The 26,585-nt window shown below is 46.2% G+C and carries 21 protein-coding genes and 1 pseudogene; 4 read left to right on the plus strand and 18 right to left on the minus strand.

What is annotated here, in order from left to right; genetic code table 11:
* The first annotated feature begins 362 nt into the window (after positions 1–362).
* From F7734_RS39100 to F7734_RS39115, 4 genes are all read left to right on the plus strand, one after another.
* Positions 363–3,758 (plus strand): phycobilisome rod-core linker polypeptide, encoded by a 3,396-nt coding sequence (locus F7734_RS39100; protein WP_155749821.1) that lies wholly within the window; start codon positions 363–365, stop codon positions 3,756–3,758.
* Positions 3,759–4,213: 455 nt separating this feature from the next.
* A complete protein-coding gene (gene apcA, locus F7734_RS39105; protein WP_155749822.1) occupies positions 4,214–4,699 on the plus strand; it encodes an allophycocyanin subunit alpha in 486 nt (161 codons plus the stop codon).
* A 65-nt stretch (positions 4,700–4,764) separates the two neighbouring features.
* Complete coding sequence (apcB, locus tag F7734_RS39110) at positions 4,765–5,253, plus strand: allophycocyanin subunit beta (RefSeq protein WP_017744941.1); 489 nt, start codon at positions 4,765–4,767, stop codon at positions 5,251–5,253.
* A 216-nt stretch (positions 5,254–5,469) separates the two neighbouring features.
* Positions 5,470–5,676, plus strand: coding sequence for a phycobilisome linker polypeptide (locus F7734_RS39115; protein WP_155749823.1), 207 nt, complete (start codon positions 5,470–5,472; stop codon positions 5,674–5,676).
* Between the two features lie 64 nt (positions 5,677–5,740).
* Here the strand turns inward: F7734_RS39115 and F7734_RS39120 are convergent, their stop codons facing one another.
* The 18 genes and pseudogenes from F7734_RS39120 to F7734_RS39205 form a co-directional block, all read right to left on the minus strand.
* Positions 5,741–5,953 (minus strand): type II toxin-antitoxin system HicA family toxin, encoded by a 213-nt coding sequence (locus tag F7734_RS39120; protein WP_166482425.1) that lies wholly within the window; start codon positions 5,951–5,953, stop codon positions 5,741–5,743.
* Between the two features lie 3 nt (positions 5,954–5,956).
* Entirely contained in the window at positions 5,957–6,154 is a 198-nt protein-coding gene (locus F7734_RS39125) for a type II toxin-antitoxin system HicB family antitoxin (protein ID WP_155749824.1), read from the minus strand.
* A gap of 102 nt (positions 6,155–6,256) precedes the next feature.
* Positions 6,257–7,435, minus strand: a complete 1,179-nt coding sequence (locus F7734_RS39130) for an ABC transporter permease (RefSeq protein ID WP_155749825.1) — start codon at positions 7,433–7,435, stop codon at positions 6,257–6,259.
* A gap of 118 nt (positions 7,436–7,553) precedes the next feature.
* Positions 7,554–8,795 (minus strand): efflux RND transporter periplasmic adaptor subunit, encoded by a 1,242-nt coding sequence (locus F7734_RS39135; protein WP_155749826.1) that lies wholly within the window; start codon positions 8,793–8,795, stop codon positions 7,554–7,556.
* 123 nt (positions 8,796–8,918) lie between these two features.
* Complete coding sequence (locus F7734_RS39140; protein ID WP_155749827.1) at positions 8,919–10,142, minus strand: glycosyltransferase family A protein; 1,224 nt, start codon at positions 10,140–10,142, stop codon at positions 8,919–8,921.
* 44 nt (positions 10,143–10,186) lie between these two features.
* The gene (locus F7734_RS39145) at positions 10,187–11,320 is read right to left on the minus strand and encodes a glycosyltransferase family A protein (RefSeq protein ID WP_155749828.1); all 1,134 of its coding nucleotides are present in this window, start codon (positions 11,318–11,320) and stop codon (positions 10,187–10,189) included.
* A 12-nt stretch (positions 11,321–11,332) separates the two neighbouring features.
* Complete coding sequence (locus tag F7734_RS39150) at positions 11,333–12,505, minus strand: glycosyltransferase (protein WP_155749829.1); 1,173 nt, start codon at positions 12,503–12,505, stop codon at positions 11,333–11,335.
* 29 nt (positions 12,506–12,534) lie between these two features.
* The gene (locus F7734_RS39155) at positions 12,535–13,674 is read right to left on the minus strand and encodes a glycosyltransferase family 1 protein (RefSeq protein ID WP_155749830.1); all 1,140 of its coding nucleotides are present in this window, start codon (positions 13,672–13,674) and stop codon (positions 12,535–12,537) included.
* The gene (locus F7734_RS39160; RefSeq protein ID WP_155749831.1) at positions 13,671–14,873 is read right to left on the minus strand and encodes a hypothetical protein; all 1,203 of its coding nucleotides are present in this window, start codon (positions 14,871–14,873) and stop codon (positions 13,671–13,673) included. The genes F7734_RS39155 and F7734_RS39160 overlap by 4 nt, the downstream gene beginning before the upstream one ends.
* Before the next feature lie 2 nt (positions 14,874–14,875).
* On the minus strand, positions 14,876–16,060 hold the full coding sequence (locus F7734_RS39165; protein ID WP_166482426.1) for a hypothetical protein: 1,185 nt from the start codon (positions 16,058–16,060) through the stop codon (positions 14,876–14,878).
* Positions 16,050–16,235 (minus strand): annotated as a pseudogene (locus F7734_RS66395) (hypothetical protein); the annotation flags it as partial. The pseudogene F7734_RS66395 and the gene F7734_RS39165, both read right to left, overlap by 11 nt.
* Before the next feature lie 421 nt (positions 16,236–16,656).
* On the minus strand, positions 16,657–17,229 hold the full coding sequence (locus F7734_RS39175) for an acyltransferase (protein ID WP_155749834.1): 573 nt from the start codon (positions 17,227–17,229) through the stop codon (positions 16,657–16,659).
* Positions 17,230–17,245: 16 nt separating this feature from the next.
* Positions 17,246–19,057 (minus strand): ABC transporter ATP-binding protein, encoded by a 1,812-nt coding sequence (locus tag F7734_RS39180; RefSeq protein WP_155749835.1) that lies wholly within the window; start codon positions 19,055–19,057, stop codon positions 17,246–17,248.
* Positions 19,054–20,862 (minus strand): ABC transporter ATP-binding protein, encoded by a 1,809-nt coding sequence (locus tag F7734_RS39185; protein WP_243147325.1) that lies wholly within the window; start codon positions 20,860–20,862, stop codon positions 19,054–19,056. Before F7734_RS39185 ends, F7734_RS39180 begins: the two co-directional genes overlap by 4 nt.
* Positions 20,863–20,935: 73 nt before the next feature.
* A complete protein-coding gene (locus F7734_RS39190; protein WP_155749837.1) occupies positions 20,936–21,499 on the minus strand; it encodes a hypothetical protein in 564 nt (187 codons plus the stop codon).
* 37 nt (positions 21,500–21,536) lie between these two features.
* On the minus strand, positions 21,537–23,600 hold the full coding sequence (locus F7734_RS39195) for a glycosyltransferase (protein ID WP_155749838.1): 2,064 nt from the start codon (positions 23,598–23,600) through the stop codon (positions 21,537–21,539).
* A 36-nt stretch (positions 23,601–23,636) separates the two neighbouring features.
* Positions 23,637–23,783: a hypothetical protein gene (locus F7734_RS39200; RefSeq protein WP_155749839.1), complete on the minus strand. Its 147-nt coding sequence runs from the start codon at positions 23,781–23,783 to the stop codon at positions 23,637–23,639.
* 122 nt (positions 23,784–23,905) lie between these two features.
* Positions 23,906–26,284 carry an NACHT domain-containing NTPase gene (locus F7734_RS39205; RefSeq protein ID WP_155749840.1) on the minus strand — a complete coding sequence of 793 codons (2,379 nt, stop codon included), beginning with the start codon at positions 26,282–26,284 and terminating at the stop codon, positions 23,906–23,908.
* Between the last annotated feature and the right edge of the window lie 301 nt (positions 26,285–26,585).

A 26,585-nucleotide genomic window follows, 5' to 3' on the forward strand; every position in this document is an offset into this window, starting at 1 on the left:
GGGTTAGGGGTTAGGGGTTAGGGAAGAGTTTGTAATTTCTTTATCTTATCCCTACTCCCTACTCCCTACTCCCTACTCCCTCGCCCAACAATTGCAATATTTTGTTACAAAAGTTCAACGAGTTCTCAGAGAGCTTGGAGTGACTGCTTTATAGTTTGATACAAAAGAACTACAGTTTCTACATACTTCTTAATAAAGCCCCTGATAAAACGCAAAACGTTCTAATCTAAAAGCTGACTGGGTTAATTTTTTCTGGCAGTCTTTAAGGCGGCATTCTTTAGGCATAAAAACACCCCCGTGTCAAGCCTAGAGCAACCCAGACTTAACACAAGAAAAAATATGATGGGAGTTTTACAAATCCGATGAGTGTTAAGGCAAGTGGTGGAAGCTCAGTTGCGCGTCCGCAACTATATCAAACCCTAGCTGTATCAACAATTTCCCAAGCAGAGCAGCAAGATCGCTTTCTGGGTGCTGGGGAACTTAATGAACTAGCAAATTATTTTGCATCGGGTGTTAAGCGTCTAGAAATCGCCCAGACCCTCACGGACAATTCCGAGATTATCGTCTCTCGCGCCGCCAACCGGATTTTCGTCGGTGGTTCGCCAATGTCTTTCTTAGAAAAGCCAAGGGAACCTGAGATGGTGGCGGTTGGTGCATCTGGGGATGTAAGAGAAAGCATGAAGTTGGGAACCGTCACTTACGTTGAATCTCGTGGTGGTTTCTTAGAAAACTTACGCTCTATCTTTAACTCCTCACCCGGTGCTCCAGTTCCTCCGGGTTTCCGACCCATCAACGTTGCGCGTTACGGTCCGGCAAACATGGCGAAAAGTTTGCGGGACTTATCGTGGTTCTTGCGCTACGCAACTTATGCGATTGTGGCTGGTGACCCCAACATTATTGCTGTCAATACCCGTGGTTTGCGAGAAATTATTGAAAACGCTTGTTCTGGTGAAGCAACAATTGTTGCTTTGCAGGAAATGAAAATCGCAGCGCTTTCTTATTTCCGTAAAGATCCAGCAGCTACAGAGATTGTGTCTCAGTACATGGATGTTTTGATTACGGAATTCAAAGCACCCAGCCCTTCCAATAAGTTGCGCCAACGTCCTTCGGGTGACCAGCAGGGTCTGGAACTACCACAAATTTACTTTAATGCGGCAGAACGGCGTCCTAAGTTTGTGATGAAGCCCGGATTGTCAGCCGCAGAAAAAACCGAAGTTGTGAAAGCGGCTTATCGGCAAATTTTTGAGCGTGATATTACTCGTGCTTACGGTCAGTCCATTTCTTACCTGGAATCTCAGGTAAGAAATGGCACCATCTCAATGAAAGAGTTTGTCCGCCGCCTTGGAAAATCTCCACTTTATCAAAAACAGTTTTTCCTCCCCTTTATTAACAGCCGCGCCCTAGAACTTGCTTTCCGTCACTTTTTAGGACGAGGACCAAGTAGCCGCGAAGAAGTACAAAAGTACTTTGATATTGTTTCTAGAGGCGGTCTATCAGCGCTGATCGATGCTTTGGTAGATTCTCAGGAATATAGCGATTACTTTGGTGAGGAAACAGTACCCTATATCCGGGGACTGGGTCAAGAAGCTCAAGAGTGTCGCAACTGGGGACCGCAGCAAGACCTGTTTAACTACAGCGCACCATTCCGCAAAGTTCCTCAGTTCATTACACTGTTTGCTGACTACGAGCAACCATTACCTGACCAGCATCCATACGGTTCTGGTAACGACCCATTAGAAATTCAGTTTGGGGCAATCTTCCCGAAAGAGACTCGGAACCCAAGCAACCGTCCTGCTCCTTTTGGTAAGGATACCAAACGCATCTTGATTCACCAAGGGCCTGGTATCAACAACCAAAACAGCAATCCGAGAGCAAGAGGTCAATTCCCTGGTAGTCTGGGACCCAAAGTATTCCGTTTGGATCAGCTACCCGGTACAAGAGGTAAGAAAGCACCCACGGGAACGAGTGTTAAGTTCTCGGAAAGCTCTACTCAAGCGGTGATTCGCGGTGCGTACCTGCAAGTGTTCGGTCGCGATGTTTACGAAGGTCAGCGTCTGAAAGTATCGGAAATTAAGCTGGAAAACGGTGAAATTTCCGTGCGCGAATTTGTTCGTGCTTTGGCTAAGTCGGACTTGTTCCGGAAGATGTACTGGACTTCGCTCTACGTGTGTAAGGCGATTGAATACATCCACCGTCGCTTGTTAGGTCGTCCTACTTACGGTCGTCAGGAAAATAACAAGTACTTTGATATTGCCTCAAAGAAAGGTTTCTATGCTGTCGTTGATGCCATTATCGATAGCGAAGAGTATAGCTCGGCATTTGGTGAAGATACTGTTCCTTACGAACGTTATCTGACTCCTAACGGTGTCTCTTTAAGGAAACTGCGTGTAGGTAGCATTGGCGAGGATATCGGTGTAAGGGTTGACAAGAAAGAAACTCCACGCTTTGTGGAACTAGGTGCTGTTAAACAATTGCGGACAGAACCAGATATTCAGTTCCGTATTAACCAAGGTGTTACCAAGAAGCGCGAGCAAACGAAAGTCTTTAAGTTGGTGGCGGGCACTAACGATAAAGTGGCTGTGGAAACTCTAATCGGTGCGGCATATCGCCAGGTTTTCGAGCGCAATATTGAACCTTACATCGCCCAAAATGAATTCTCGGCTTTGGAAAGCAAGTTGGGTAACGGAGAAATTTCTGTTAAGGAATTTATTGAAGGTTTGGGGAATTCTAATCTTTACCTGAAAGAGTTCTATACTCCTTACCCCAATACTAAGGTGATTGAACTGGGAACCAAGCATTTCCTGGGAAGAGCACCGCTTGACCAAGCAGAAATTCGCAACTACAACCAAATCCTGGCAACTCAAGGTTTGCGTGCATTCATTGCGGCGTTGGTGAATTCTCAGGAATACGTGCAAGCTTTTGGTGAGGATACAGTACCATACAACCGCTTCACAACTTTCCCTGCAGCTAACTTCCCGAATACCCAGAAGTTGTACAACCAGTTAACCAAGCAAACTAAGGATATCGTTGTCCCCAGCTTTGAACCAGTACAACCCCGTATCAGTAGCGACAAGACACCGATTTTAGCGAAAGCGATCGCAGATTTGGCAGCGAAAGCTCGTGAAATCGATAAGAGCAAGCCACTGTTTATTGAACTAGGTCGCTCCTTTAACGATGGACGCGGACAGTCTGTGGAAGTTGGTGTCGGTACAACTCGCCGCAAGCCAGCACGCATTTACCGATTTACACCGGGCACAACCCAAGCGGAAATACAACAGGTTATCAACGCCATTTACGTTCAGGTAATGGATGTGTTTAGCGGTCAAATTCCCGTTTACTTCCGCCGGACTGACTTGGAAAGCCGATTGCGGAATGGTGAAATTTCTGTACGAGAGTTCGTGCGCGAACTGGCAAGTTCGGAAATTTATCGCAAGCGCTTCTACACCCCCTATCCCAACACCAAAGTTATTGAGTTCCTCTTCCGTCACATTTTGGGACGCGCACCAGCAACCCAAGCGGAAATTCGTCAGTACAACAAACTGCTGGCTGATGGTGGTTTGAAAGCTGCTGTAGAGGCGATCGTCAATAGTGCTGAGTACTCTCGGTTCTTTGGTGAGGACGTAGTACCTTACCCACGCTATCCATCCCTACCTGCAGGTAACTACCTGGGCAGTGTGAAGGCAGCAGCTGACCTAGTGAAGCAATCTTGGTCTAGCTTGTCTCCTGCTGTGCTGACAGGACGGTCTAACTTGCGCTAAGGGAAAGGCAGAAGTCCCACCGCTCTCTTGTTCCCAGCCTGAGGCTGGGAATACAGACTATGAGGCTCTGCCTCTTACCTCTAGCTGAGTGCAGGAGGCAGAACCTCTTGGAGAGCATTCCCAGCCTCAGGCTGGGAACGAGGCGAATGCCCAATTTCCAAGTCATGAGTAATTAGTTAAAAAATGACTAATAACTTATGGCTCAGTTTACTATTGCAATATTTCTTAGTATTTTGCTCAGATTGCAGCAGCAATAGTAAACATGAAAAAGAATATTACAAAGTATTAAGAAGAGTCATAATTGCTCAACAGAATGCCCGAAAATAATTCCGGAAGGTAGATGAGTCAGAAAGCTTGTGTACGACTTGAGACACAAGCCGACTCTGTCAACCCAAGTCAAAGTCACACCAGTTTAACTAAAGTTCTGGTTTCATTAGTTCTGGAGGAATCCATTAATGAGTATTGTCACGAAGTCCATCGTGAATGCAGATGCAGAAGCTCGTTATCTCAGCCCAGGTGAACTGGATCGGATCAAGAGCTTTGTTACCAGTGGTGACCGTCGTCTTCGCATCGCTCAAGTAATTACAGACAACCGCGAGCGTATTGTTAAGCAAGCTGGCGATCAGTTGTTCCAAAAGCGCCCTGATGTTGTTTCTCCTGGTGGCAATGCTTACGGTCAAGAAATGACCGCAACCTGCTTGCGCGACCTAGATTACTACCTCCGTCTAGTTACCTACGGTGTTGTAGCTGGTGATGTAACACCTATCGAAGAAATCGGTGTTGTAGGCGTCCGTGAAATGTACAAGTCTCTCGGTACTCCTATCGAAGCTGTTTCTGAAGGTATTCGCGCTCTCAAGAACGCTGCTGCTACTTTGTTGTCTTCTGACGATGCAGCAGAAGCTAGCTCTTACTTCGATTACCTAGCTGGCGCTTTGCAGTAGGTGAAGTTGTTTCCCGACTCAAACAAGAAGTATTGCAATACAGTTGGACATAAGGAATTAACAACATGGCTCAAGACGCAATTACCTCTGTCATTAATACTGCAGACGTTCAAGGTAAGTATCTGGACACTGCTGCTTTAGAAAAACTCAGAGCTTATTTTGGAACTGGTGAACTGCGTGTACGTGCGGCTACCACCATTGCTGCTAACGCATCCGCAATCATCAAAGAAGCTGTGGCTAAGTCCCTGCTTTACTCTGATATCACCCGTCCCGGCGGTAACATGTACACCACACGTCGCTATGCTGCTTGTATCCGCGACTTGGATTACTACCTCCGCTATGCTACCTACGCTATGTTGGCTGGCGACCCATCTATCCTAGATGAGCGCGTACTCAACGGTTTGAAAGAAACCTACAACTCCTTGGGTGTACCTGTTGGTGCTACCGTACAAGCTATCCAAGCAATCAAGGAAGTGACTGCTAGTTTGGTAGGTCCTGATGCTGGTAAGGAAATGGGTGTTTACTTAGACTATATTTCCTCTGGCTTAAGCTAGGAAACAGTTTGCGCTTAAGAATTTAGGTGCGGCAACTTTAAAGACTGGAAATCAATCGTGAGTGCTAGAACGTTTGTGGCTTTTCCTAGTGCTAAGTGCTAGCGGTCTAGTATTGACGCCTGATTTCCAGCCTTTGAGTGATTAGAGAAGAATTTGCACTTTACAGAATTTTTGAGATAAAAAAGTTTCCACGTTCACTACAGGAGATCGAAGACAATGTCACGGACATTTAAAATTACTGCTTGCGTACCTAGCCAAACCCGAATTCGCACTCAGCGCGAACTGCAAAACACCTACTTCACAAAGTTAGTTCCCTACGAAAACTGGTTCCGCGAACAGCAAAGAATTCAAAAAATGGGTGGCAAAATCGTTAAGGTTGAACTCGCTACTGGTAAGCAAGGTACCAACACTGGTTTGCTGTAATTCCTTTCAACTAAAACGATTTGTAGGGAGTTGTCAAGAGGTCAAGAAGACCTCTTTTTTGTTTTTATAAAAGCTTGCGAAACTCCTCAACTGTCAAACCCGCATCCCGAGCAATTCCACCCATTGTAAATGCTTTAATTGGATTATTTCTTGGAATCACTACTTGACGGATGCCATCACTCATGATGATATGCTTTCCCTGACGAATAATTTGAAATCCTACCTTTTCCAAAACTCGAACTGCATCTAAATGATTCACACCTGGAAGTCGAGGCACAGCTTACACCTGGAACTCAATTTCACGAATTTCTCCCTCATGCAATCGATCTTCAAGGGCTGCTAAATATTCTCGGATTGCATCCTGAATATTCGCCAATGCTTCTTCTTCGGTATCTCCTTCAGACCAACAACCAGGGAGTGCTGGTACAGAAATGCTGAAACCCTCTTCTGAACGGTAAAGTGCTACTTTGTATTTCATCACTACCTCTTTTTAAAAGACATGATTCCAGAGTAGCTTAGGATTTACGATATTAGCTCCAATCAAGAGGCTTTGGGATCTGCTAGTTGCGCGTGAAAGCGATTACTCTGAGCGTAGGGCTTTGACTGGATCGAGATGGCTGGCTCGCAACGCAGGGGGCAAACCTGCTCCTACTCCTACTAGTAGTGCCGATCCCAATGCCAGTGCTGCAATCTTGTTGTCAAACTGATAGGGCAAGTTAAAGGTGTTGGTAACCACGATCGTCAATCCATGCACCGCCCCAAGACCTACTGTTCCTCCTATAAGACTCAAAAGCGCAGCTTCCAAAATAAACTGCAGCATGATTTCTTGCTGGGTTGCTCCCAAAGCTCGTCTCAAACCAATTTCAGTGGTTCGTTCCGTCACCGAGGCAATCATAATATTCGCAATTCCAACACCGCCAACTAGCAATGCGATCGCACCCACAACAGTCAGCCCTTTGGACGCCATCTCAAGAGTTTGCTGCTGCTGTAGGATATCTGAAACATTGTTCCAAAACTTAAATTTTTGACCGGGGAATCGCTTCTGTAGCAGTTCTTTAGCTTGTTGACTCAAATCTTCTACGTCTTCAAGTTTATAGGGACGCATTTGGATGCTACCAATGTCGCGGCTACCGGTCAAGGCATTGTAAACAGACATCGGTATATAAAGTTGACCTGTAGGGGGTGCATTTACATCTAGATTGGTAGTCACCACTCCCACAACGATATAAGGTCTGTTTCCAGCATAAATCATCTTACCTAGAGCTGTTTGCTCGCCGAAAAGTTGTTCTGCCAGCAGTTGATCGATGACAGCCACGGGACGATAGCTAGCAAAATCTTTAGCCGTGAAGAATCGCCCCGACACTAATGCTTTTCCTGAAGTCAGCAAAAAATCTTGAGAAACAGGTGACATGGGCGGAGCGAACTCCTTGTCCTGAAATATAGTTGGCGTAAGACCAGCCCAATTCAAAGAACCGATCGCCCGCAAGCCCACCATCCGCTCGCGTAAGAATTCCATGTCTTCCAACTTGAGTTGGGTAGTACGACCACCATCCCTATTGGGGTATACTGACACCTGCGGTGCGCCTCGCTTTGCCAGTTCCCGAGCAATGACAGCCCGACTGATGTTGCCGACTTGAAGTGTAGCGCTGACAGCAGCCACACCCATAAACACCCCTAGAGTTGTCAGTGTAGAACGCAAAGGGTTACTACCTAAGGAGCGAAAGGTAATATCCAGTAAGTCTAAAGGTGAAAGACCCATAACAATCGCTTTACTTCAAGTTTTGACATCAAATCCGGTTAATTTAGTTATCAAAAAGGAGATCTGTGCAAAAGCGTGAAATCCTCTTTCCCCCTGCACCCTGTACCCTGCCCCCTGCCTATTCCTTGACTGGTGTTCCTGGCTTTAATTGTGACTGGGGGGGTGGCACTATGACCTGTTCGCCAGCACGCAAACCAGAGGAGACTTCTATGGTCACTAAGCCCTCTAATCCAAGATTAATGGTTCGTTTTTGGGCTTTATTTTGACTATCCCGAACCCAGACAAAGGGATACGTGTCAGAACGTTGAATAGCTGTTGTGTCTAAAACAACTACGTTTTGTCGTTGCTCTAAAACAATCTCAACATTCACCCGGCTACCAGGGAGCAGAGTTCGAGTCGGTGTATCAAGCTGCACTATTGCAGGTACTGTTGCTTGAGTGGATTGTTGATTTTGACTGCCGCCCTCCTGTTTCTGTAGTTCTTCAGGTGTAAGTGCTTGAGGATACAAGCTTTGTACGTATCCCGTGAATGTTTGTGGATTAGGTCCTATAGCAGTGACACGGGTCACTTGATTGACTCGAACTCGACTAGCGTTGAGGGTAGAAAGCTGGAGCTTTACCCGTACTTGCTTGGGGTCACCCAGGGTGAGCAGGTTAGTACGTAACTCAACCCCATCACCGTCCTTGACATTAACACCCAGAACTATGCCATTCAATGGTGCAGTCACAGTAGCGTCTTGGAGTTGCTGCTGAATCACTTGGCGATCCAACTTCAGACTCTGTAGTTCAAACTTGATTTCACCAGCTTCTTGTTGAGCATCTCGCAGGTTAGCCCGAGCTTCCCGGACTTTGTCTTCCTGCGTTAGGAAGAGTTGTCTTGCGATCGCTCCTTCTTTCATCAAGGGAGTCAGTTTCTGGAGTTCCCGTTCCTCAGCTATTAGCTTCTCCTGAGACTCAATAATTTTCTGCTGGCCGCGTACTAGCTTAAGTTTCTCTTGCTCAATCTGCAACTGTTGCTTGGCAAGAGCAATTTTTCGCTCGGGGTAGCGCAGGGTGAGTAGGACTTGACCAGCCCTGACGTTCTCCCCAGGCTTGACCAGTACCCGCTCCACAGCACCCTCTGTTGGCGACTTGAGAACCCGTTGTTCGCGCAGTTCAACAGTACCACTCTCTGTGACTGTGGTTTCAACATTGCCTCGCTTCACAGTGAGCAAGCGTACTGCCACTGGCTCCGGAGGTTGATTCATAACTAGGAAATAAGTCAGCCAGCCACTGACACCGACAAAAGCCAGAGCCAATGGCCAAACTAGCCATTGAACTCCGGTTTTAAATTGATTTTTTTCCTTATGCCAAATCGCCATCGCTTCATCCAGTCTCTTTGCAGTTCACTAAAAGCGAGTGCAGCCTAAGACGCTCACTTCACATTAATGTCAGATCATCATGAGAAAATCCCACCCACAACCACACATGAAAAAGAAATATCCCTACTCCCTACTCCCTACCAGGTCGAACACCATAAGGCGACTGTTGTGCAAAACACAACGAAAATTTGAACTGAGATAATTTCTCAGTTGAGAGTAGTAATCAAGCCACCAAAAGGCTGGCCAACCAATGACCATGTAGCTTGCACCTTCTTGACGCATTCGTTCCACTTCCCGAATAGCAGTTTGGTCATCAGTTGGGTATCCCCAGTACTGACCCTCATGTTCGAGGAAGGGAAGAGCAACAAATTCTGGTAAAATATTTGTACTCCATTGATTTTCATCAACCAAAATAAAACGCTTCCCTCTAGGAATCACGGCTGTGATTTCCTGAAGGGCAATTCGCAGTCGTTCCGACCAACTCACATTAAGTTCGGGTACAAGCCCAGATGTAAACTCACTGCGGCGCATACTAATGTTCAACAGGCGCTCCGACAACCATTGACGGTAGGATGCTTTTTCTGCATGAGGTGACTGTAGCAGATAAGCGATCGCATCAGTACGCTCTGCCATCACAGCCAGCGCTCCTATTCCGCCAGGGGAGTGAAAGCTAACCTGGGAATCCTGTTCAACATGGAATCGGACTTGAGCCAGTTCTTTAGCAATAAAGACGAAATCGAATTGCGCTGCCATCCGCAAGTATAAGTTCAAATCTAGCAAGTACTTGGTGTGAGTTAGGTCAAAGCCGCCAACTGCTCTTAGTGCATCAGCGCGAAACATAACCGCTGAGGTACGTAAAATCCATTTTCGCCCATCAACAATTTGATGGATGAACTCTATACCGGAGACTAGCCCTTCCGGTAACTTATCTGAAAGTTCTGTACCTGCCACTTGCAGTGTAACACCGTTCATGTTAATAAATTCGGCTTGGGCAGCTGAGAGTCCAGCTTGTGGATGGTTTTCCAATGCTAGGACAGATTCGTGGATGAAGTTGGGCAGCAGTACATCATCGTCCGACAAAATGCTCAGATAGGGGCTAGAGTTTAGCTCAACAGTCCTCTGCCAATTGCCAAATATTCCAATGTTGCTTTCATTACGTACATAAGCGATCCGCGAATCTTCAAATGAGCGAACAACTGCTTCCGTATCATCGCTAGAAGCATTATCTAATACAAGAACTTGAAAATCAGGATAGTCCTGTGCTAGTGCGCTTTCAAGGCTAATTTTGAGTAATTTCGAGCGATTGTAGGTTGGAATTGCTATGGTAACTTTGGTTTTAGGTATCATTTTGTTTTTACTCACCTCTCTTTTTTAATAACGCCCAGATAGTATCAAGCGGCTAACCGCAAATCAAACACAACCAAGCGCTCGGAATCCAAAACACAGCGAAACTTGCTACGCAAATAGCTAGCAAATTTAGCATAGTAGTCAAACCACCAAAAAGCTGGCCATGCAAACACGATGAAACTTGCGCCTTCACGATGCAGTCGCTCAAATTCCTGAATTGCTATAGTATCGTCATTAGGAGGTCCCCAATACACACCCTCTTTTTCTAGAAAAGGAATCGCTTGGCAATTTTCAAGTAGTTGATGATGACCCAATTCATCCATGTCAACTAAAATATAATTTTGCCCTTGTGCAATCAAAGCTCCTAACTCTTTCCCTAACTTGACCATACCCTGAAGATAGTTGTGGCAAGAATCTTCCCTATATTCAAATGCACCATTAACTTTAACGCCGTGTTTCTGTAAATATTCTCTTAGAACTTTCTCTTCATAAGAATAGTGGTTAAGTCGCCAGCTATAAGTCCGCTTATTTGTGCCATTACGACCGTGAATGCGGTATAGTGACTGATAGTCATTAATGCGTTTTATACTGCCAGAAAAAGGAGCTAAAAAGCCGAGGTATGATTCTGCGTTTAATCGATAGTTATCCTCAGGCATAGGTAAAATTTTCTCTAAATACCTGCGTAACCAAACGTTACCACTGGTAGGTGGAAAAATATGACCTTCGATACCATATTTAAGCTGCTCGTTGTACAAATTTCCTTCTGGCAAAATATCTTTACAATCAATTTTTTCTAGTAAGTTGCTATCAACATCAATGACACGCAAAGGCCAATGAACTTTAACTGCGTGTGGGTCATCGCGCAATATTTGAACTGCTCTTTCAATACCACTTGGTAGCAAAACGTCATCTGAATCTAAAAAGCATATAACCTCACCACGACTCATAGCAAAACCCGCATTAAATGCAGATGCTTGTCCACCGTTATCTTTTAAGATGGGAATAATTTTTTCTCCATAACTGGCAATGATTTCTTGCGAGTTATCGGTTGAACCATCATCAACCACGATGACTTCTGTAGGCTGATATCTTTGATTTAGGGCACTTTCAATTGCCTCGGTTAGAAAACGTCCATAGTTATAATTGGTAATGATGATACTGGCTAAAGTTTTTTGCATATACTTTTCCTTTTACCGTAAGCCAAACACAATTACACAATCATTTTTTAATAAGTAAGGAAACTTTTGACGCAAATAGTCATGAAATCCCGTAAAGTGCTCCAACCACCAAAAAGCAGTCCATAGGAAGACAATTGCACAGACGCCAGTTTGGTACAATCGCTCAAATTCTCGAATCGCCATATTGTCATCTGTTGGAACTCCCCAATACTGTCCGTTGCGTTCGGTAAAGGGGATAGTCTGAAAGTCTTTGATGATTTTGTTGCCATACAGACAACTCTCATCAACTAAAATGAAAGATTCCTGTGGTGAGAACAGAGCCTTCAGTTCCTCCCTCAAATCATACATACGAGCAATGCGATTTCGCTCTTCAACGAAAAATAAATCCGCTGTCATTTGAGCCAGATTCCACTTTTTTTGAATCTGCTCTAACTCATTTGCTGCTTGTTGAAGATCCCATCTTTTAAAGAAATAATCTAGGTCATCGCGTTCTGGAGGAAAAGGATGCCAGAAATGAACCACAGACTTCGGTTCAAACACCACTGAGATGTTAGCTTTATACAAAGCCATGGTAGAATCAATCCAGTCTAAATAGACGACATCATCAAAAGGATTGACTCGCTCGAAAACACTTCGACGGTAAAGTTGACAATGAACTTCTCCAGATAACTCTATTGTTCGGCGATGGGAACCTCGATCGAGTTGTAGATCGCCTGTAGGTGGCAAAATTTCTAACTCGACCCCATCTGTCGTTTCTACTGAACGGACTTGACCTAAGTTTGGGTCCCAGTGAATTTTAGTTGCACCCAAACGACCTTCGATAATACGGGGAATTGCCACATCAGCTGGATGTTCTTCGCAAGCCTGGATGAGATAAGATAGCCAATCCTCTTCTACGAGAACATCATTCTCGATGAAACACAAGAAATCATCATTAGAATTAGATTCCTGAAGCACCAGATTTCTTGATTGATTGGGCATCAAATAATAATCTTTAGAAATGACTTTGACATTGCTACGCCCTGCAAGCACCTGTTCTATTTGCTTCCAGTAGACCTCAGGCGTGTTGCAGTCTATTACGATTAAATTAAAAGGAATATGCGTGCAGTCAAAAATTCGCTGCAACGATTCCGCAGCTAATGAGAACTGTTCTCGAGGAAAAAATCCAATGGTGACTGTTGGCATATTGATATTCCTAAATTGAATCGTGATGATTAATTCATGGCTGCTTCTAGCAGTGAGGACAGAACTTTATCTGAGTTAAAATATTCTTCTGCTAACTGCCTTGCTGCATACTGATGTCTTTCACAGTCAGCATTTATGGTTTCTGTACCTTTTAATGCCTCCTTTTGGTCGCAAAAGGTTAAAATCCCTTCTCCTATTGGCAGCCAATCTCTCAATCCTGTATCTTGAACTAGAACGGGCTTGCCAGAGGCTAGGTAACATACGCTGCGATCGCTAAACCAACCCCCCTTTGTAGCAACATAACCCTGTTTCGCGACTCCAAACTCAGCACGGGATTCTTGAACGAATTTCTGGTAAGAGTCTGGTGTAAAGGACGCAATCCATCCGGGGAGGACTTCCCAACCGTACTGGGATAGCTCATTGGGAAAACCGCCACTTAACGCAATCCGAAACGGTTGTTTTGTCAGTTGCGGTAGATCGATGAACTTGAGAAATTCTTTATCCTTATTGCCGTAGGTGACTCCCTCGTAGACCACTTCCCGATAACTGTGCCACTGCATAATAGAACTAAAGTGGATAGAGTTATCGTTTTCAGTCACTGGCCAGTAAGACAATGCTACTGGAGGTAATGTCTTCAACCAATGCTTGCCGATTGTGGGGATAAGACAGTCTCCAGCACCAATGCGCTGCCCGATGGTGAAGAGGCGATCGCAATGTTCGATGGTGTTGATTAATTCCCTATGACCGCAAGCAATGTTAATCTGAGTGAAACCGGGATCGGCATCAATATAAATCCGGCGCTTCGGCAACTTATATTCCTCTCTCCAGAGAGAAATGGGTGAGCCACGGACAATCATTAAATCGGCTTGGGAACAGATATCTCTAAACGCGTCAACCTCCATCCCAACCGAGCGATCGCCAGCCCGATAAATCCATTGGTTTTCAAAACCAAGCGGTTCCAGACAGTTTTTGACATAATTGGTGGGATAATCCAATTCCGTTGTGAGTTGCTCGCTCTCCCAGTTGTAAACCCACGATTCGGAACCACATTCTTCCAAATAAAAAACATTGTGCCCGAGCGATCGCAAACCCAAAAGGTATTGTAGGTCAGACCAGGCATTGCCTCCTATAGGAAAACGACCGATAGCACTCGCGAAAATGACGTTCATCTTACCTCAACCCTCCTTAACTCGTTTCGAGCATGAATTGCCGTCTCTAATAGTCGAGGTAGCACCACTTTGTAACTAAAGGTTTGCTCGGCTATTTCCCTTGCTGCCAAGCAATGCGCCGGATAATCCGCATTGACGCGCTCTATGCAATCGACTGCTTCCTTTAAGGAGGAAAAAGCCAACACGCCGTCACCCGTCCGCAACCAGTCACTAAATCCGGTATCTTGTAAGATGACCGGGCGACCGGCAGCGAGATAGCAAACACTGCGATCGCTAAACCAACCGCTGCGAGTTTTGACATAAGCGTGTTTGGCAACGCTAAATTCTCCCCGAGAGCCAGTAATGTAGGTACTGTAAGTTGATAAGTTAGCGCTAATTTCGCCGGCATCTCGAACTAACCAGCCTGCTGTCTGTAGAGACTTTGCAATCTCTGCTATTTCTTTATCCTTGCCCGAAAGAGCGAGTTCGAGTTGCTGCGTACAGTAGCTTGGGAGTTCCAGCAGGCGCATGAATTCCTCATCTTTCTGTCCGTAACTTTCGCCTTTGTATATAATTTTACCATAAGCACTCCAATTGGCAATGGTAGTAAATGGTGCGTTTTCCTGCTCTTCTCCACCCTGTCCTGGAACAAGTACCGGGCTGCTCCAGATTTCCGGCACCACAGGCGGTACAGTAGGGAGCCATTTTATACCATCACTCGGAATACCGCAATAGCTTTGTCCGATATTAGCGCCATAACTAAAGTAGGCGTGGTAGTCATTGCGACCCTCAGCAGCAAACTGCCCTATTTGGGTAAAGAATGGGTCCATGTCGATAAGTACCCGGTGCTGACAGAGCAGGAATTCAGGTAGCCAGCAAACTCCACCGATATTCAATAGCAGATCTGCCGTCTTGAGTCTCTGCTCTACCTCCAGCCAGTCTGCTCCGTAGACGGTTCTTGTCTCTCGATTGACGTAGCACGCAGTTGCATTCATGCCATAGGTGTTTATGAGTGTCTGCACTGCATGAAGACCAAAGAGTGGATCGTCACTGTAATCGCGGTTTATCGGGTTATAGCAGGATTGAGACCAGCCGCTTTCCTCCAGGTATACGACTTCATGTCCCAAATAATGTAGCCCTAACAAATAGTGGAAGTAGGCCAAAATATTACCTGCCAATGGATGTCGGATCGTATATCCGCAAACAACAATGCGTGCCATGCTTATAACCCCGCTCGCTCCATAAGACTGCCAATCACCTTCTCTGCAGCAAAGTACTCCGAGGCAATTTCGCGAGCTGCTTGGCAATTGCCTTTGTAGTCGCTTTCGATGGTGTCAAGCGCCGTCAGAATATCCTCCATAGTGTTAAAAGCAAAAAGCCCTTTACCCGTTGGCAGATACTTGCTGAATCCTGTTTCTTGAGTAATCACAGGACGACCAGCAGCTAGATAGCAAGCAGAGCGATCGCTAAACCAGCCGCTTAAAAGGCGCGTATATTGCTCCTTTGCCACCGTGAACTCCCCACGCGATCGCTGGATATAACCGCGATAATTATTCATATCTTGAGAGAGTTCCACTGCGTCTACCTGACTCCAACCATGCTTCTGAAGCAGGCATCGCACGTTCTCTCTTTCATCCTCACTCACATTCGTAGCCATTTCAAATCGCAACGGACGTTTCTGGGGAAGATCCAGAAATTTTTCTAATTCACGCGCCTTGCGCCAGTAGTAAGTTTTGCCTTGATAAGTAATGTCCTTTCCCTTATTATTCCAAGTAGCGATGGTGTTGTAAGCAATGCCTGGTGGGGGATTTGAGGTTTCCCACAGATCCAGCATAACGGGTTGACGGGTAGGTAACCACTGAAACTGACCGACAGGAACACCACAGTCTGGTGCTCCCAGATTTTCCCCAAAACTGAAATGGGTATCATGGGCGGACAGATGAGCAATGAGTTTTTTGTCGTCCTGAGCAACCCGAATCTGAGAGGCAATCGGATCGGATTCCACGTAGATACGGCGGTGGCAAGCCAAATGTTCGTCGCGGATTTCCTGGTCACCCGTGACGTTCAAAAAGGCGTCTGCTTCCTTATATAATTGCAAAATTTGGGATTCAGTCATCCCATAACATTCACCCCCCAGATAGTCGCGAAATGCCCAGCAATCCTTAAAGCCATACGCCTCCAAAATGGGGGCAATCTGCTGGATATTCTCAATCGCATCTGGAGAAAGGTCGTTGATACGGGGATTGTAAATCCAACGCCATGAATCTTCTATATAATAAGCGTCATACCCCAGGCGACGAAGACCTAGCAAGTAGTGGAGGAACTGGTAAGTCACTCCTGCAAGGGGATACCAAAATAAAATACCAAAAACTATGATTTTTCCCTTACTGGGGCGTTCATGCTTCACGGTCAATGCCTCCTGCATCTAACTGACGAATGATACGGGCAGGATTGCCAGCCACAATGGTATACGGTGGGACATCCTGAGTGACAACAGACCGTGCTCCGACAATCGCGCCCTCTCCGATTGTGACGCCCGGTAGTACGCTTGCATCAAAACCGATCCAAACGTTACATCCGATGAAGATCGGTTGAGCTGGTACCGTTGTATCAATGTGTCGGGGCGAACGAAATGGCAGAAGTTCTAGTTCGCGCTGCCGCTCTGTTGGGTCAAACGGTAACCGATAGGTGTCCATAAGAACAACATTCCAAGAGATGAGGGCATAATCGCCGATCTCGATTTGGGAATCACAGATAATCCTGGCACCGTGGACAAGCGCATAGTTGCCCAACCTGACTCGCCCACGGGGACCAACATCAAACATCGTTCCCAGATAGGAGGAAGCGCCGCGACCGTATTCTACCCCTATTGGTGCTTCACTGCGGTATAAATGAAAACTAAAGGTAGTTTCAACGTAAGCAGTTTCATCCAAAATGACGTTTTCTGGAATTGTGCCAGGATACCAATCCCAGGAGAGAGTGCGCGTAGAAACCATATCGCCGTTAGACCTCCCCAATAATTTGCGCCGGGTTACCCATAACTCGGCTGCGTGGCGGTACATCTCGACTTACCATTGCACCCGCCTCCACAAGAGCACCCGCTCCAATATGGACTCCTTTTAAGATTGTGGCGTTCGGTCCGATCCAGACGCCGTCCTCAATCACTACAGGTCGCTTGACGATTTCCGGTCGCGGTAAAGTCTTCCCTAGAGGTGAGCACGCTATTGCATCAGCAATGCGCTCAGCAGGCGCAATGGGATGAAAGTCTGTATCAGTCAGTGTTGCGTTCCATCCAATGACAACGTAGCTACCAATGCGAAGTTCTAACTCGCACAGGAGTACAGCATTTGTAAAGTAGCAGTAGTTGCCAATCTCCACCTGTCCGTTCTGACCAATATCGAAGTGGACGCCGTCCATGGTACAGTTATCGCCGATGATGAGTCCCCGTTCTCTATGGCTGTGGAATCGCTTGAACGCCAGATTGCCCATGACAAGTGTATTTGAACCAATTTGGACATTGGCTGGGAAATCAGAAATGTTCTTGTACTCCGATCGATGATTGCCTAAGTCATTCACCTTCTCTCTCCTCTGTTTATGCCGATTCCGAATGAATTGTCGCTCGCCCGGACTGGATTTGGTGCAGGCGATAGTAAAGCCCGCGAGCGTTAAGCAATGTTTGATGGGTTCCGCTTTCCACAACTCGTCCTTGTTCCAACACCACGATCCGGTCTGCTCTTTGCACTGTCGAGAGCCGATGGGCAATAATAAACGTAGTCCGTCCTGCCATCAGTCGCTCTAATGCCTCTAGCAGCAGAAACTCAGTTTGAGCATCTAGGGCTGAGGTGGGTTCATCCAGAATCAGTACTGGAGCATCCTTAAGCAGAGCACGGGCGATCGCTAACCGTTGCTTCTCTCCCCCGGAAAGGGTAGCACCGCGCTCGCCAATGACCGTATCATAACCCTGGGGTAATCGTTGAATAAAATTATCTGCATTTGCAGCTTGGGCGGCGGCAATAATTGCTTCGCGGCTGGCACTAGTGCAGCCATAAGCAATGTTCTCAGCGATGGTTAGCGGCAGCAAAAATGGCTCCTGCAGAACTAGTGAAATCTGAGAGCGCAGACTTTTCAGTTGTACGCTGCGGATATCTACCCCATCGAAGAGGACTCGTCCAGACCAGGGATCGAAAAAACGGGGAATGAGGGAAACCAGGGTACTCTTACCAACTCCTGTCTCTCCTATCAACGCGATGGTTTCTCCTGGCTGTGCCTCGAAGGAAACATCTTGGAGTATGGGTCTTCCTTGCTCGTAGCCGAAGGTAACTCCCTCTAGGCATACGTATCCCCTCGCTCTCCCCGATTGTAAGAGCAGGGGGCTGGCACCGGGAACCTCCTGCACCTCATCCTTGGTGTCCAACACCTGTAGCACTCTCATAGAACTAGCTGCAGCGGCTGCAAAACCGGATGACATATAAGCCAGAGTTTCCATGGGCACGTACAGGGAAGCAAGATAAGAAAGGAAGACCAGTAAAGAACCTATCGAGAGTGACCCATCCAGAACCAGGAAGCCGCTGACTAGCATTATGGCTGCTGTTCCGACTGCGGTTACCCCACTCACCCCTACTTTGAATTGCATCTGGGCAAGAATAGCACGTAAATAAGCTTGGAGTGCTTGCTGAGATAGGTAGCGAAAGCGCTCATCTTCATGTGCTTCGCGACCAAATGCTTGAATAACGGGTAGCGCTGTCAAGGTTTGCTCGCCAAGCGCCATAATCTCGCCTTCAAATTGTTGATGCTGATAAGTTCGCTCAATCATGGGCTGGTTAAAAACCCAAATGAGTAATACGATGAAAGGAGCAACGAGCAGCGAGAGCAGTGAAAGTAGGCGATTGATTTGCCACATCACGGCAAACATGGCTACCAGGCTCACCAGGGAAGTGAGCACGGGTAGCAAAACTCCCATGGCCAGATTCCGAATACAAATGCTGTCTGTCATAACTCGCCGGACAAGGTCTCCAGCCCGGTGTTGGTTATGAAACCTGAGGGAAAGATGTTGCAGGCGATCGAAGAGTGCCGCTCCTAAGTCATAACTCATCTGATTCCCTACGCCTGCTCCCACATAGTCCTGGAGCAGACGAACACCCTCACTGGTCAAAAATAGCACAATTGTGGAACCGGCTAACCAACCGAGCAACTGAATGTCTGATTCAGCACCACTGAAGGTTTTGAACCAAACAATGGTATGTGGGAGGGATTGGTTGCCCAGGACGTAATCAACGATCGACTTTAAAGGCCAGGGTTTGAGGACATTCAGCCCTACATTCACGAGCATGAGCAGCAGCACAAACACAAGTCCGCGCCAACGAACCAGGGCGTATCGTGCCAGTCGCAGCCACCACTGTTTCATAACACGACCTCCTGCTGCGGATCGGTAAACTGCAACGAGTGCAAATGTTTGTAGAGACCAGAACGAGCAAGTAACTCCTGGTGCGTTCCCGTTTCTACAACTTTCCCCTGCTCTAGCACTACGATCCGATCTGCCCGGAGAATAGTGGAGAGCCGATGGGCAATGATAAAGACTGTCCGTCCCTGCATCAAGTGTTCTAAAGCTTCCAGCAGGAGTGTTTCCGTTTGAGCATCCAGAGCAGAAGTTGGTTCATCGAGAATCAGTACCGGGGCATCCAGTAGCAGTGCTCGTGCGATCGCCAGCCGTTGTTTCTGTCCTCCGGACAAGATCGCTCCTCTTTCACTCAGAACTGTGTCATATCCCTGGGGCATCTGACAGATGAAGTCGTCTGCTTTGGCTGCTTTGGCTGCTGCTACAATCTCCTCCTGGCTTGCTTCAGGACGCCCGTAGGCAATATTTTGTGCCACCGAGAGCGGCAGAAGAAACGGCTCCTGTAGTACCAGAGCTATTTGCGATCGCAAGCTTTTGAGTTGTATGCCTCGGATATCTGCCCCATCGAAAAGGACCCTTCCCTGCCAGGGATCGAAAAAACGGGGAATTAAGGAGACCAAAGTACTCTTCCCAGCACCCGTTGCGCCCACCAGAGCAATGGTTTCTCCGGGTTTGGCTTCCAGTGTAATATCTTGGAGGACAGGATAGCCAGGATTGTAACCAAAAGTAACTCCCTCCAGGCGTATATGTCCCCTCGCTTCTGTGGGACGATGGGGCAATGGTTTGGCTCCTGGAGCATCATGTACCCCATCTTTAGCATCCAAAACCTCTAGCACTCTATCTATATTGGCTTCCACAGACTTAAGGCTTCCGTAGATTCCAAACAGACCTCTAAATGCTCCTTGTATCGGCTGTAGATATGCCAGGAAGACGAGCAAGCTGCCAACACTCATGACCCCTAATAATACCTGCTGCCCGCCCACATAAAGGATAACTGCATTACAAATTGTTGCCACAGCACCGTTTGCAAGACCGTAAGCACTCTTGAGCAAGGTTTCGCGTTGCGCGATCGCAACTGCATCTGCCGCTAGGTGCTGAAACTGTTTGGTATTGTAACTTTCCCTGGCAAATGCCTGAATCATTGGGATTGCTGTCAGGGTTTGGTGGACAAAACTTGTGAGGCGAGATTGGGTTTCGCGGTTGAGCTTTGTCCGGCGCTTGATGCGGGAACCAAAGACGACGGCGGAAGCAGCCATGATTGGCGCAACAAAGAGCGAAAGTAGCGTCAGTAAAGGATTTAGATTCCAGGCGACGATGCTAATAGTTCCCAACGTCAGCAGGTGCTGCATAGGTGAAATCAGCAAAGCACCGATGGAGGTGTAAATGCAATAAGAATCACCTGTCAGACGGCTCAGAGAATCGCCGACAGTACGCTGGCTGTGGAACAGGAGTGAAAGGCGTTGAAGACGATAGAACAAGTTCTGGGCGAGTTCGTAGACCATACCTTGCCCAGCAGCACTCCAAGCCCAGCTCAAACCCGTGTCAAGTGTAGCGTTCAGGGCATACAGCCCAAGGCTACAAAGAGCAGCAACAACGACAAGCAATGGTGGCGTGAGGGACAAGTTGAATCCAAAGAATGAGTTAACTGGCAGGGGGATAGCTGCTTGACCGAGAGCATAATCCACCAGAATTTTTATTGGCCAGGGTTGAAGCGTTGCAGTGGCTGAAGTACCAGCCACCAGACCCAGGATTACTAATAAGGTGCGCCAATGGCGCAGTGGATACCGGAGCAAGCGTCCGTATCGGTGTATCATCGCTTTCATCCCTTGCCTCATCTATGGATTCACCTCCCGTTTTACCGTTTACTCATCTTGAGTATGAAAAGCATTAGTTTAATATTGCACTTGGGGTCAAAGACTGAGTGTCGGTGTTGTGTATTGGCAGCAGGTGAATTTTTTTGGTGACAATCGAAAGCACCTGATAGATAATACGCCCCAAGCCGAAGTTTTCATATAAAATAACACCGACGTTGATCGCGCCTGCGATAACTGCGACTGTAACTAATTCTGGCATTCCCAAAATAAGTGCCACAACTATTAGAAAAGAATAGCTAACCATAGCCATAGTGGCTAACTGTGACATTCTAAGCGCACATCGCACCCTAAGAAGTCTTTTATTGCCCCCGTGATTTTCAGCACATACCTTAACTTCAACCTTTGACCAGATTCCCCGGTAAATCTCTAAATCCCAGTCGCTCCACCCGCCATCGATAGCGATGAAATACTTGTAGGGTATAAGAAAATCCATGACCTCTTGCAGCAACTTTTCTTTCTCCAGTCCCGCCTCTGTCCAATAGGATAAGCAAAAAGCGCGATCGCTCCAGGCGATCTGTGGTTTGTGTGTTGGTCGCTCGAACTTAATTAATCCTACTTGAGTTAGTGTTTGAGTCATTGTCTTAAAAATTATTAAAAACTAGTTGACTTCTGATTTAAAACTCATCAATCTGAATTGGCTCTACCGTAGTGAGTCTTCTTATACGCCAACGGTAGCGTTCTACACTGCGTACAAGAGGACCTAAGTAGATCAACAGAGCAACAAGCAGGCGTGCTCTTGTTCCCTGAAAACGGGTATCAATCCGTGCCTGTAGGGCACCAGCTATACACCAAATACAGGAAATGATAAACATTGCTGCACCCACCCACGGGCGATTGCCAGACAAAAGCCCAAACAGAAAGAGGATAGCAGCAGCTACATTCCACTCCAAGGTTAGGGGTAGAAAAGACATAAGAGAGGAAGGAGGCTCATACAGGGTTTGAAACAAACCGCGACCAAACACCCCGGAATAGATAACTGGTTGACCAAAACGGAGATAAGAAGATAGATCTCCGTAGATCCTCCCCAGCCAGCTAGGTTGTCCCAAAAGATTAAAGCGATCGGGATGCTTAAAATAAACGAGCGCCTCCGCCTTACCATAACCTCGTTGTTGCTTGAGATACGCATCAACGGTGTTACGGCGAAAATGCCATACTATTGCAGATGGGCTGAAGCCAATTGTGTAACCTTTATCTTGCAGTCGCCAGCAGAGGTCAACATCGTCACCAGCAACACGAAACTGCGGGTCGAAGCCGCAAATTTCCTGTAGAGCCTCACGACGAAAAGCCATGTTGCAGCCTGCAATATGTTCGGCAACTTCATCGCTTAAAAGTACGTGGGTAGGTACCCCCGGAGAGACAGCAACGCAAGCAGGGACAAGAGAGTCTTCAGGAGGAGATAAGTTTGGACCACCGACTGCTGCTAAATTTAAGGAGAGAAATTTTTCTACCAAGTAAGTCAGCCAGTCTGGATCTGCCATACAATCAGAATCAGTAAAGGCAACAATCTCCCCCGTTGCAGCAGCGATGCCGACGTTGCGTGCTACACTCAGTCCCTTGTTTTCCTGACTAATCAGGCGTACATAGTCATAGCGCTGAGTAATTTCTAGAGTGCCGTCAGTCGAGCCATCGTTGACGACAATGACTTCGTAGTTAGGGTAGTTGAGATCCTTGAGAGAAGCTAGGCAACTATCCATAGTACGCTCAGCATTGTAAGCGCATACAACGACTGAGACTTTGGGATACTCTGGTAGCGCAGGTGGCAGAGGTTCTATGTAATACTGCTGAACCGTGTCGAACGCAGGCTTTTTGTTACGTTCAGCATCAACCAAGCCAAAAGCCCAGTCTTGTATAGCATACCCCCCGGTAAACCACTCGTCAGTCCAGGAAAAAATTATCGTTCCTGCTGCTCCCATGGAAAAGCTGGATGACAACTTCTGGGAGAGGATTTCGGCTTGCGTTTGGGTTCCCTCACGGATCGAGTCAACACCAAACTCACTCAGCACTAAAGGTTTATCCCCCGCCAGATTGTGGAGTCGGGATAGGTAGCGGCGAAAATCTTTTTCTTGATGCAGGTAGACGTTAAAGCATAAAAAATCAGTAAAGTCAATATTTAAATATTCAGTACAGGGATAATTGGCATAGCTCACCAATGCTTCGGGAGCGTTGTCTTTTGCTATCTCCATTAACTCTTTGACAAAAGCACGAACCCGTCTTTGACCGTGCCAACGCACAATATCCGGAGGAATCTCATTGCCCACCAAATAGGCAAAGACAGCAGGATGGTTCTGACAGTCTTTGACTCCTGTAGCAATGCAGTTCCGGATTTCCGCCTGAACAGCAGATGAGTCCAGAAAGGCGATATGCTGAGACCAGGGGATGCCGATAAGCATCCTCAGACCGTAGGCACAAGCTAAATCCAAAAGCCAACTCGGTGGAACAGTATAGATACGCACACAGTTAACCCCCAACTGTGCCATCATGGCAAAGTCTTTCTCCACAACTAGTTTTTCTGGAAAAGGCTTACCGTGCGTGCCAGTGGCAAAGGGACCGTAGCTAACTCCTTTAAGAAAAAATTTTCGATCTCCAATAAAGAAAAATTTGCCCTTGACTGTAACTGCTTCCCTACCTGCAAGCGCTATAGGACTACAGCCAGAAGATGACAAGGTCAGATTCTGCAAAATACCCCCCACAGTTCACTGAAAATTTGTTAACTTCTAACAAGCGACTTCAACTCGCAACACATTTTTGTTATGCCCCCAGGGTGGATCAACTGTACATGAGATAGCAGTGTGCCATTGGCTTGTTTGCGATCGCGTTCCAGAAAATGTATGACTTAACGTATAAGTTTGTTGTTTTCCCATGAAACGTTAATAACAGTAGGTAGGGCTAAAGCCCACCACTCAATGTTGTAGGGCTTTAGCCCTACCTATATGCTGGAGTGGAATTTTAGAGCGGTTCGGAAGTAGCTCATATTATTTAGTCTCTACCATAGCTGCAGTACACTCCCCGTTGATAAATATACATTTCTCCCCGATAGAGAACCTGATGTTTTGGTGATGGGCAACAACAGGGTTTCCTCAATTTGCTCTCGTATACTAGGAGTGATTTCACAATTGGTCTTGAGGCAATCCACCAGCAACTGGTTGGCAGTATAGTACTGCTTGAGGACTTCCTTTTGCTTTTCGCTGAACTGCCATCGATCGTTTATGTTGCGACACCAAAGCATCAAAGACTTCAATTGAAGAGTCCAAGTCTCACCGTTAGCATTCCACCATTTCTTGATCTTTTCTCTACCTTGCTCTGGGGCTGGTAATTGTTTTTTAAGTTGTTGCAGCGATCGCTTAAAATCACAATCGCAGGCACAATCCACATCTAAAGTTAGGGCAAAACTGAGAGCAATGGCTCGATCTATGGGGTCGGGTGGCAAGGCATAGGTAAGGGATACAGCACGTTTGAGAGCCAAATCTACAGTCAAATCAGAGGCAAGAGTACCAGCAAACCTTGAATCAAGGGCAATGCACAAAGCCATGTCACAAGCTAAGCTTAAATCACTAGGAAGAACTAGTGTCAGGTAAAAGGCACGAATAGCTGATTTTGTATAAGGAGCCTGCACAGAAAGGGACTTCTGGTTGAGCCAGATGAGGAACTGCTGCAATTGCTCATCGGTAGCAACAAGCCCATCAATATGTTGCTTCATTAGTTGCAGCAAGTAAGGAGCATTACCCAACATACCAGTTGTCAGTAAAAATACTTTGCGCCAACGAGCTTCCGTCATATGGCTGACCAGATTACTGAGTTGTTTTTCTAATATTTCTGGTTTAGGACTAGTAACAATATTTCTAGCTGTTAAATACTCTTGAAACGTTAAATGTGAGAAGGAGTAAATTCCTCGAGCCTGCTCCACTAGGAGTCCGTGTGCTAAGAGCGATTTCAGGACTGCTTCACTATTCAGTTGCAGCATCTCCGAATCGGGTTGGGCATCAGATATCTGAGCGAGATAGTCTGCAATATATCGCCGGACAGTGCTTTTTGTAAAAAAGTAACGTTCTTGCTCAAAGGTAAAAGCGGCAATCTGACTTAGCAGTTTAAGCTTGTGGGGTAAAGACAAGTGATGATACGTTTCATTGCGTTTAATGCTCCTGACTGCATCCCAACGATTGAGCAAGATATCCAATCCTTGCTTGTAAAGTTCTACTTGTCTGGTGGGAAAGTTTAATTGCGCTTGAAACACACAACAAACCAGGTTGAGCAACAGTGGCGAGCGGGCTAGTTCTCGAATTTGCCGATTTTCTGATAACTGCAACTTTTGCATGAACTGACAAGCTAAGGCTTTTCCTTGTTCAATGGAATTCTTCCCAACGTTAATAAACCACTTTTGAACAAAAGCTTCTATTTGCGAGCAATCAAAATCGGCAATTTCAACATCGGTAAATGACTCAAAACGACACTGCTGAGTACCAATTCGACAGGTAATAATAAATCTATTTTTATAAAACTTCTCAGAAAAACTCTGAATTTTTTTCACAATTTTAGCGCTGTCATCTTCTGGAATTTCATCTAACCCATCCAGTAGCATCAACATTTTCCCCTGAACAAGTAATGTTTGGACTTGTTGGTTGCAAATGCCGAACTCAGCCAAGTGTTGATTGATATAGTTCAATATACTAAAATCGCCTGTTTCTCTACTATCCTCAGCCAAGTTTTTAAGTCGGATAAAAATGGAAATTTTGTCCGCTAAAAACTTACCTTGATTGCATTGTGTAGCGATATGTTGTAATAATGTTGTTTTCCCAGACCCTGGTTTACCTAGCACCATCACTTTGGAATAGGTCGCTACCGCCTGCATTGCTCTGAGTCGTTCCTGACAGTTCGGAACTAAACTCATGCGGTCAAATTTTTCTGAAATCAAGCCTTGTAATTCATAGAGATCTAACCATCTTTGACTGACAATATTATTTAGAATATTGACATCGATATAAATGTCTTCAAGTGCAATCGGTTGGGCAATATCTAACAACCGCAGAGTGCCACACTGAGCTTGAATTTTATCGTAGAGACGCGATCGCACCATTTGCACGGCTACATCTGTCTCCTGCCAGTTGTCGCGATTCTGGCTGATTTCCTCCCGGAGTATCAGAGTCGGTAGCTCGGCAATCTCTTGCCAATCCAAACCAAGTTGAAAGCAAATTTCCATGAAGCTATGACGCTCAATTGGCTTGCCTGTAAAAAACTTCCAAATTGGCTGGCGAGTTTCCAGTCCTACTTCAGTAGCTAGATATTCTTGGGTCCATTCCCGTAATTGAAAAGCCCTTTTCGCTTTTTCTATACCTATAGTAGATGCCTTCAGCGAACGTCGTGCCATAAAACAGAACTTTAACCTCCAGGTATTATTGGCTTAAGGAAGTATTTTTACCCTAACTTCTACCTTTAGACATAGTTCATATTAAATTATCCCAAATGTTAATATGTAAAGCTGTCTTTGTAAAGCATTATAGAAGTTTTCATATTTAATTTTGTTGTTTTAATGAATTTTATCTGCAACATATTTATCAATTCACTGGGTTTACAACGTAATGATTGAAAAAATTAGCACTGCCTTGCTAATAATAACCAATATTAAAGTGGGTAGGATATCTCATCTTTTGCAGCAGCCAGGTAGGAAA

The sequence above is a fragment of the Scytonema sp. UIC 10036 genome (assembly GCF_009725235.1).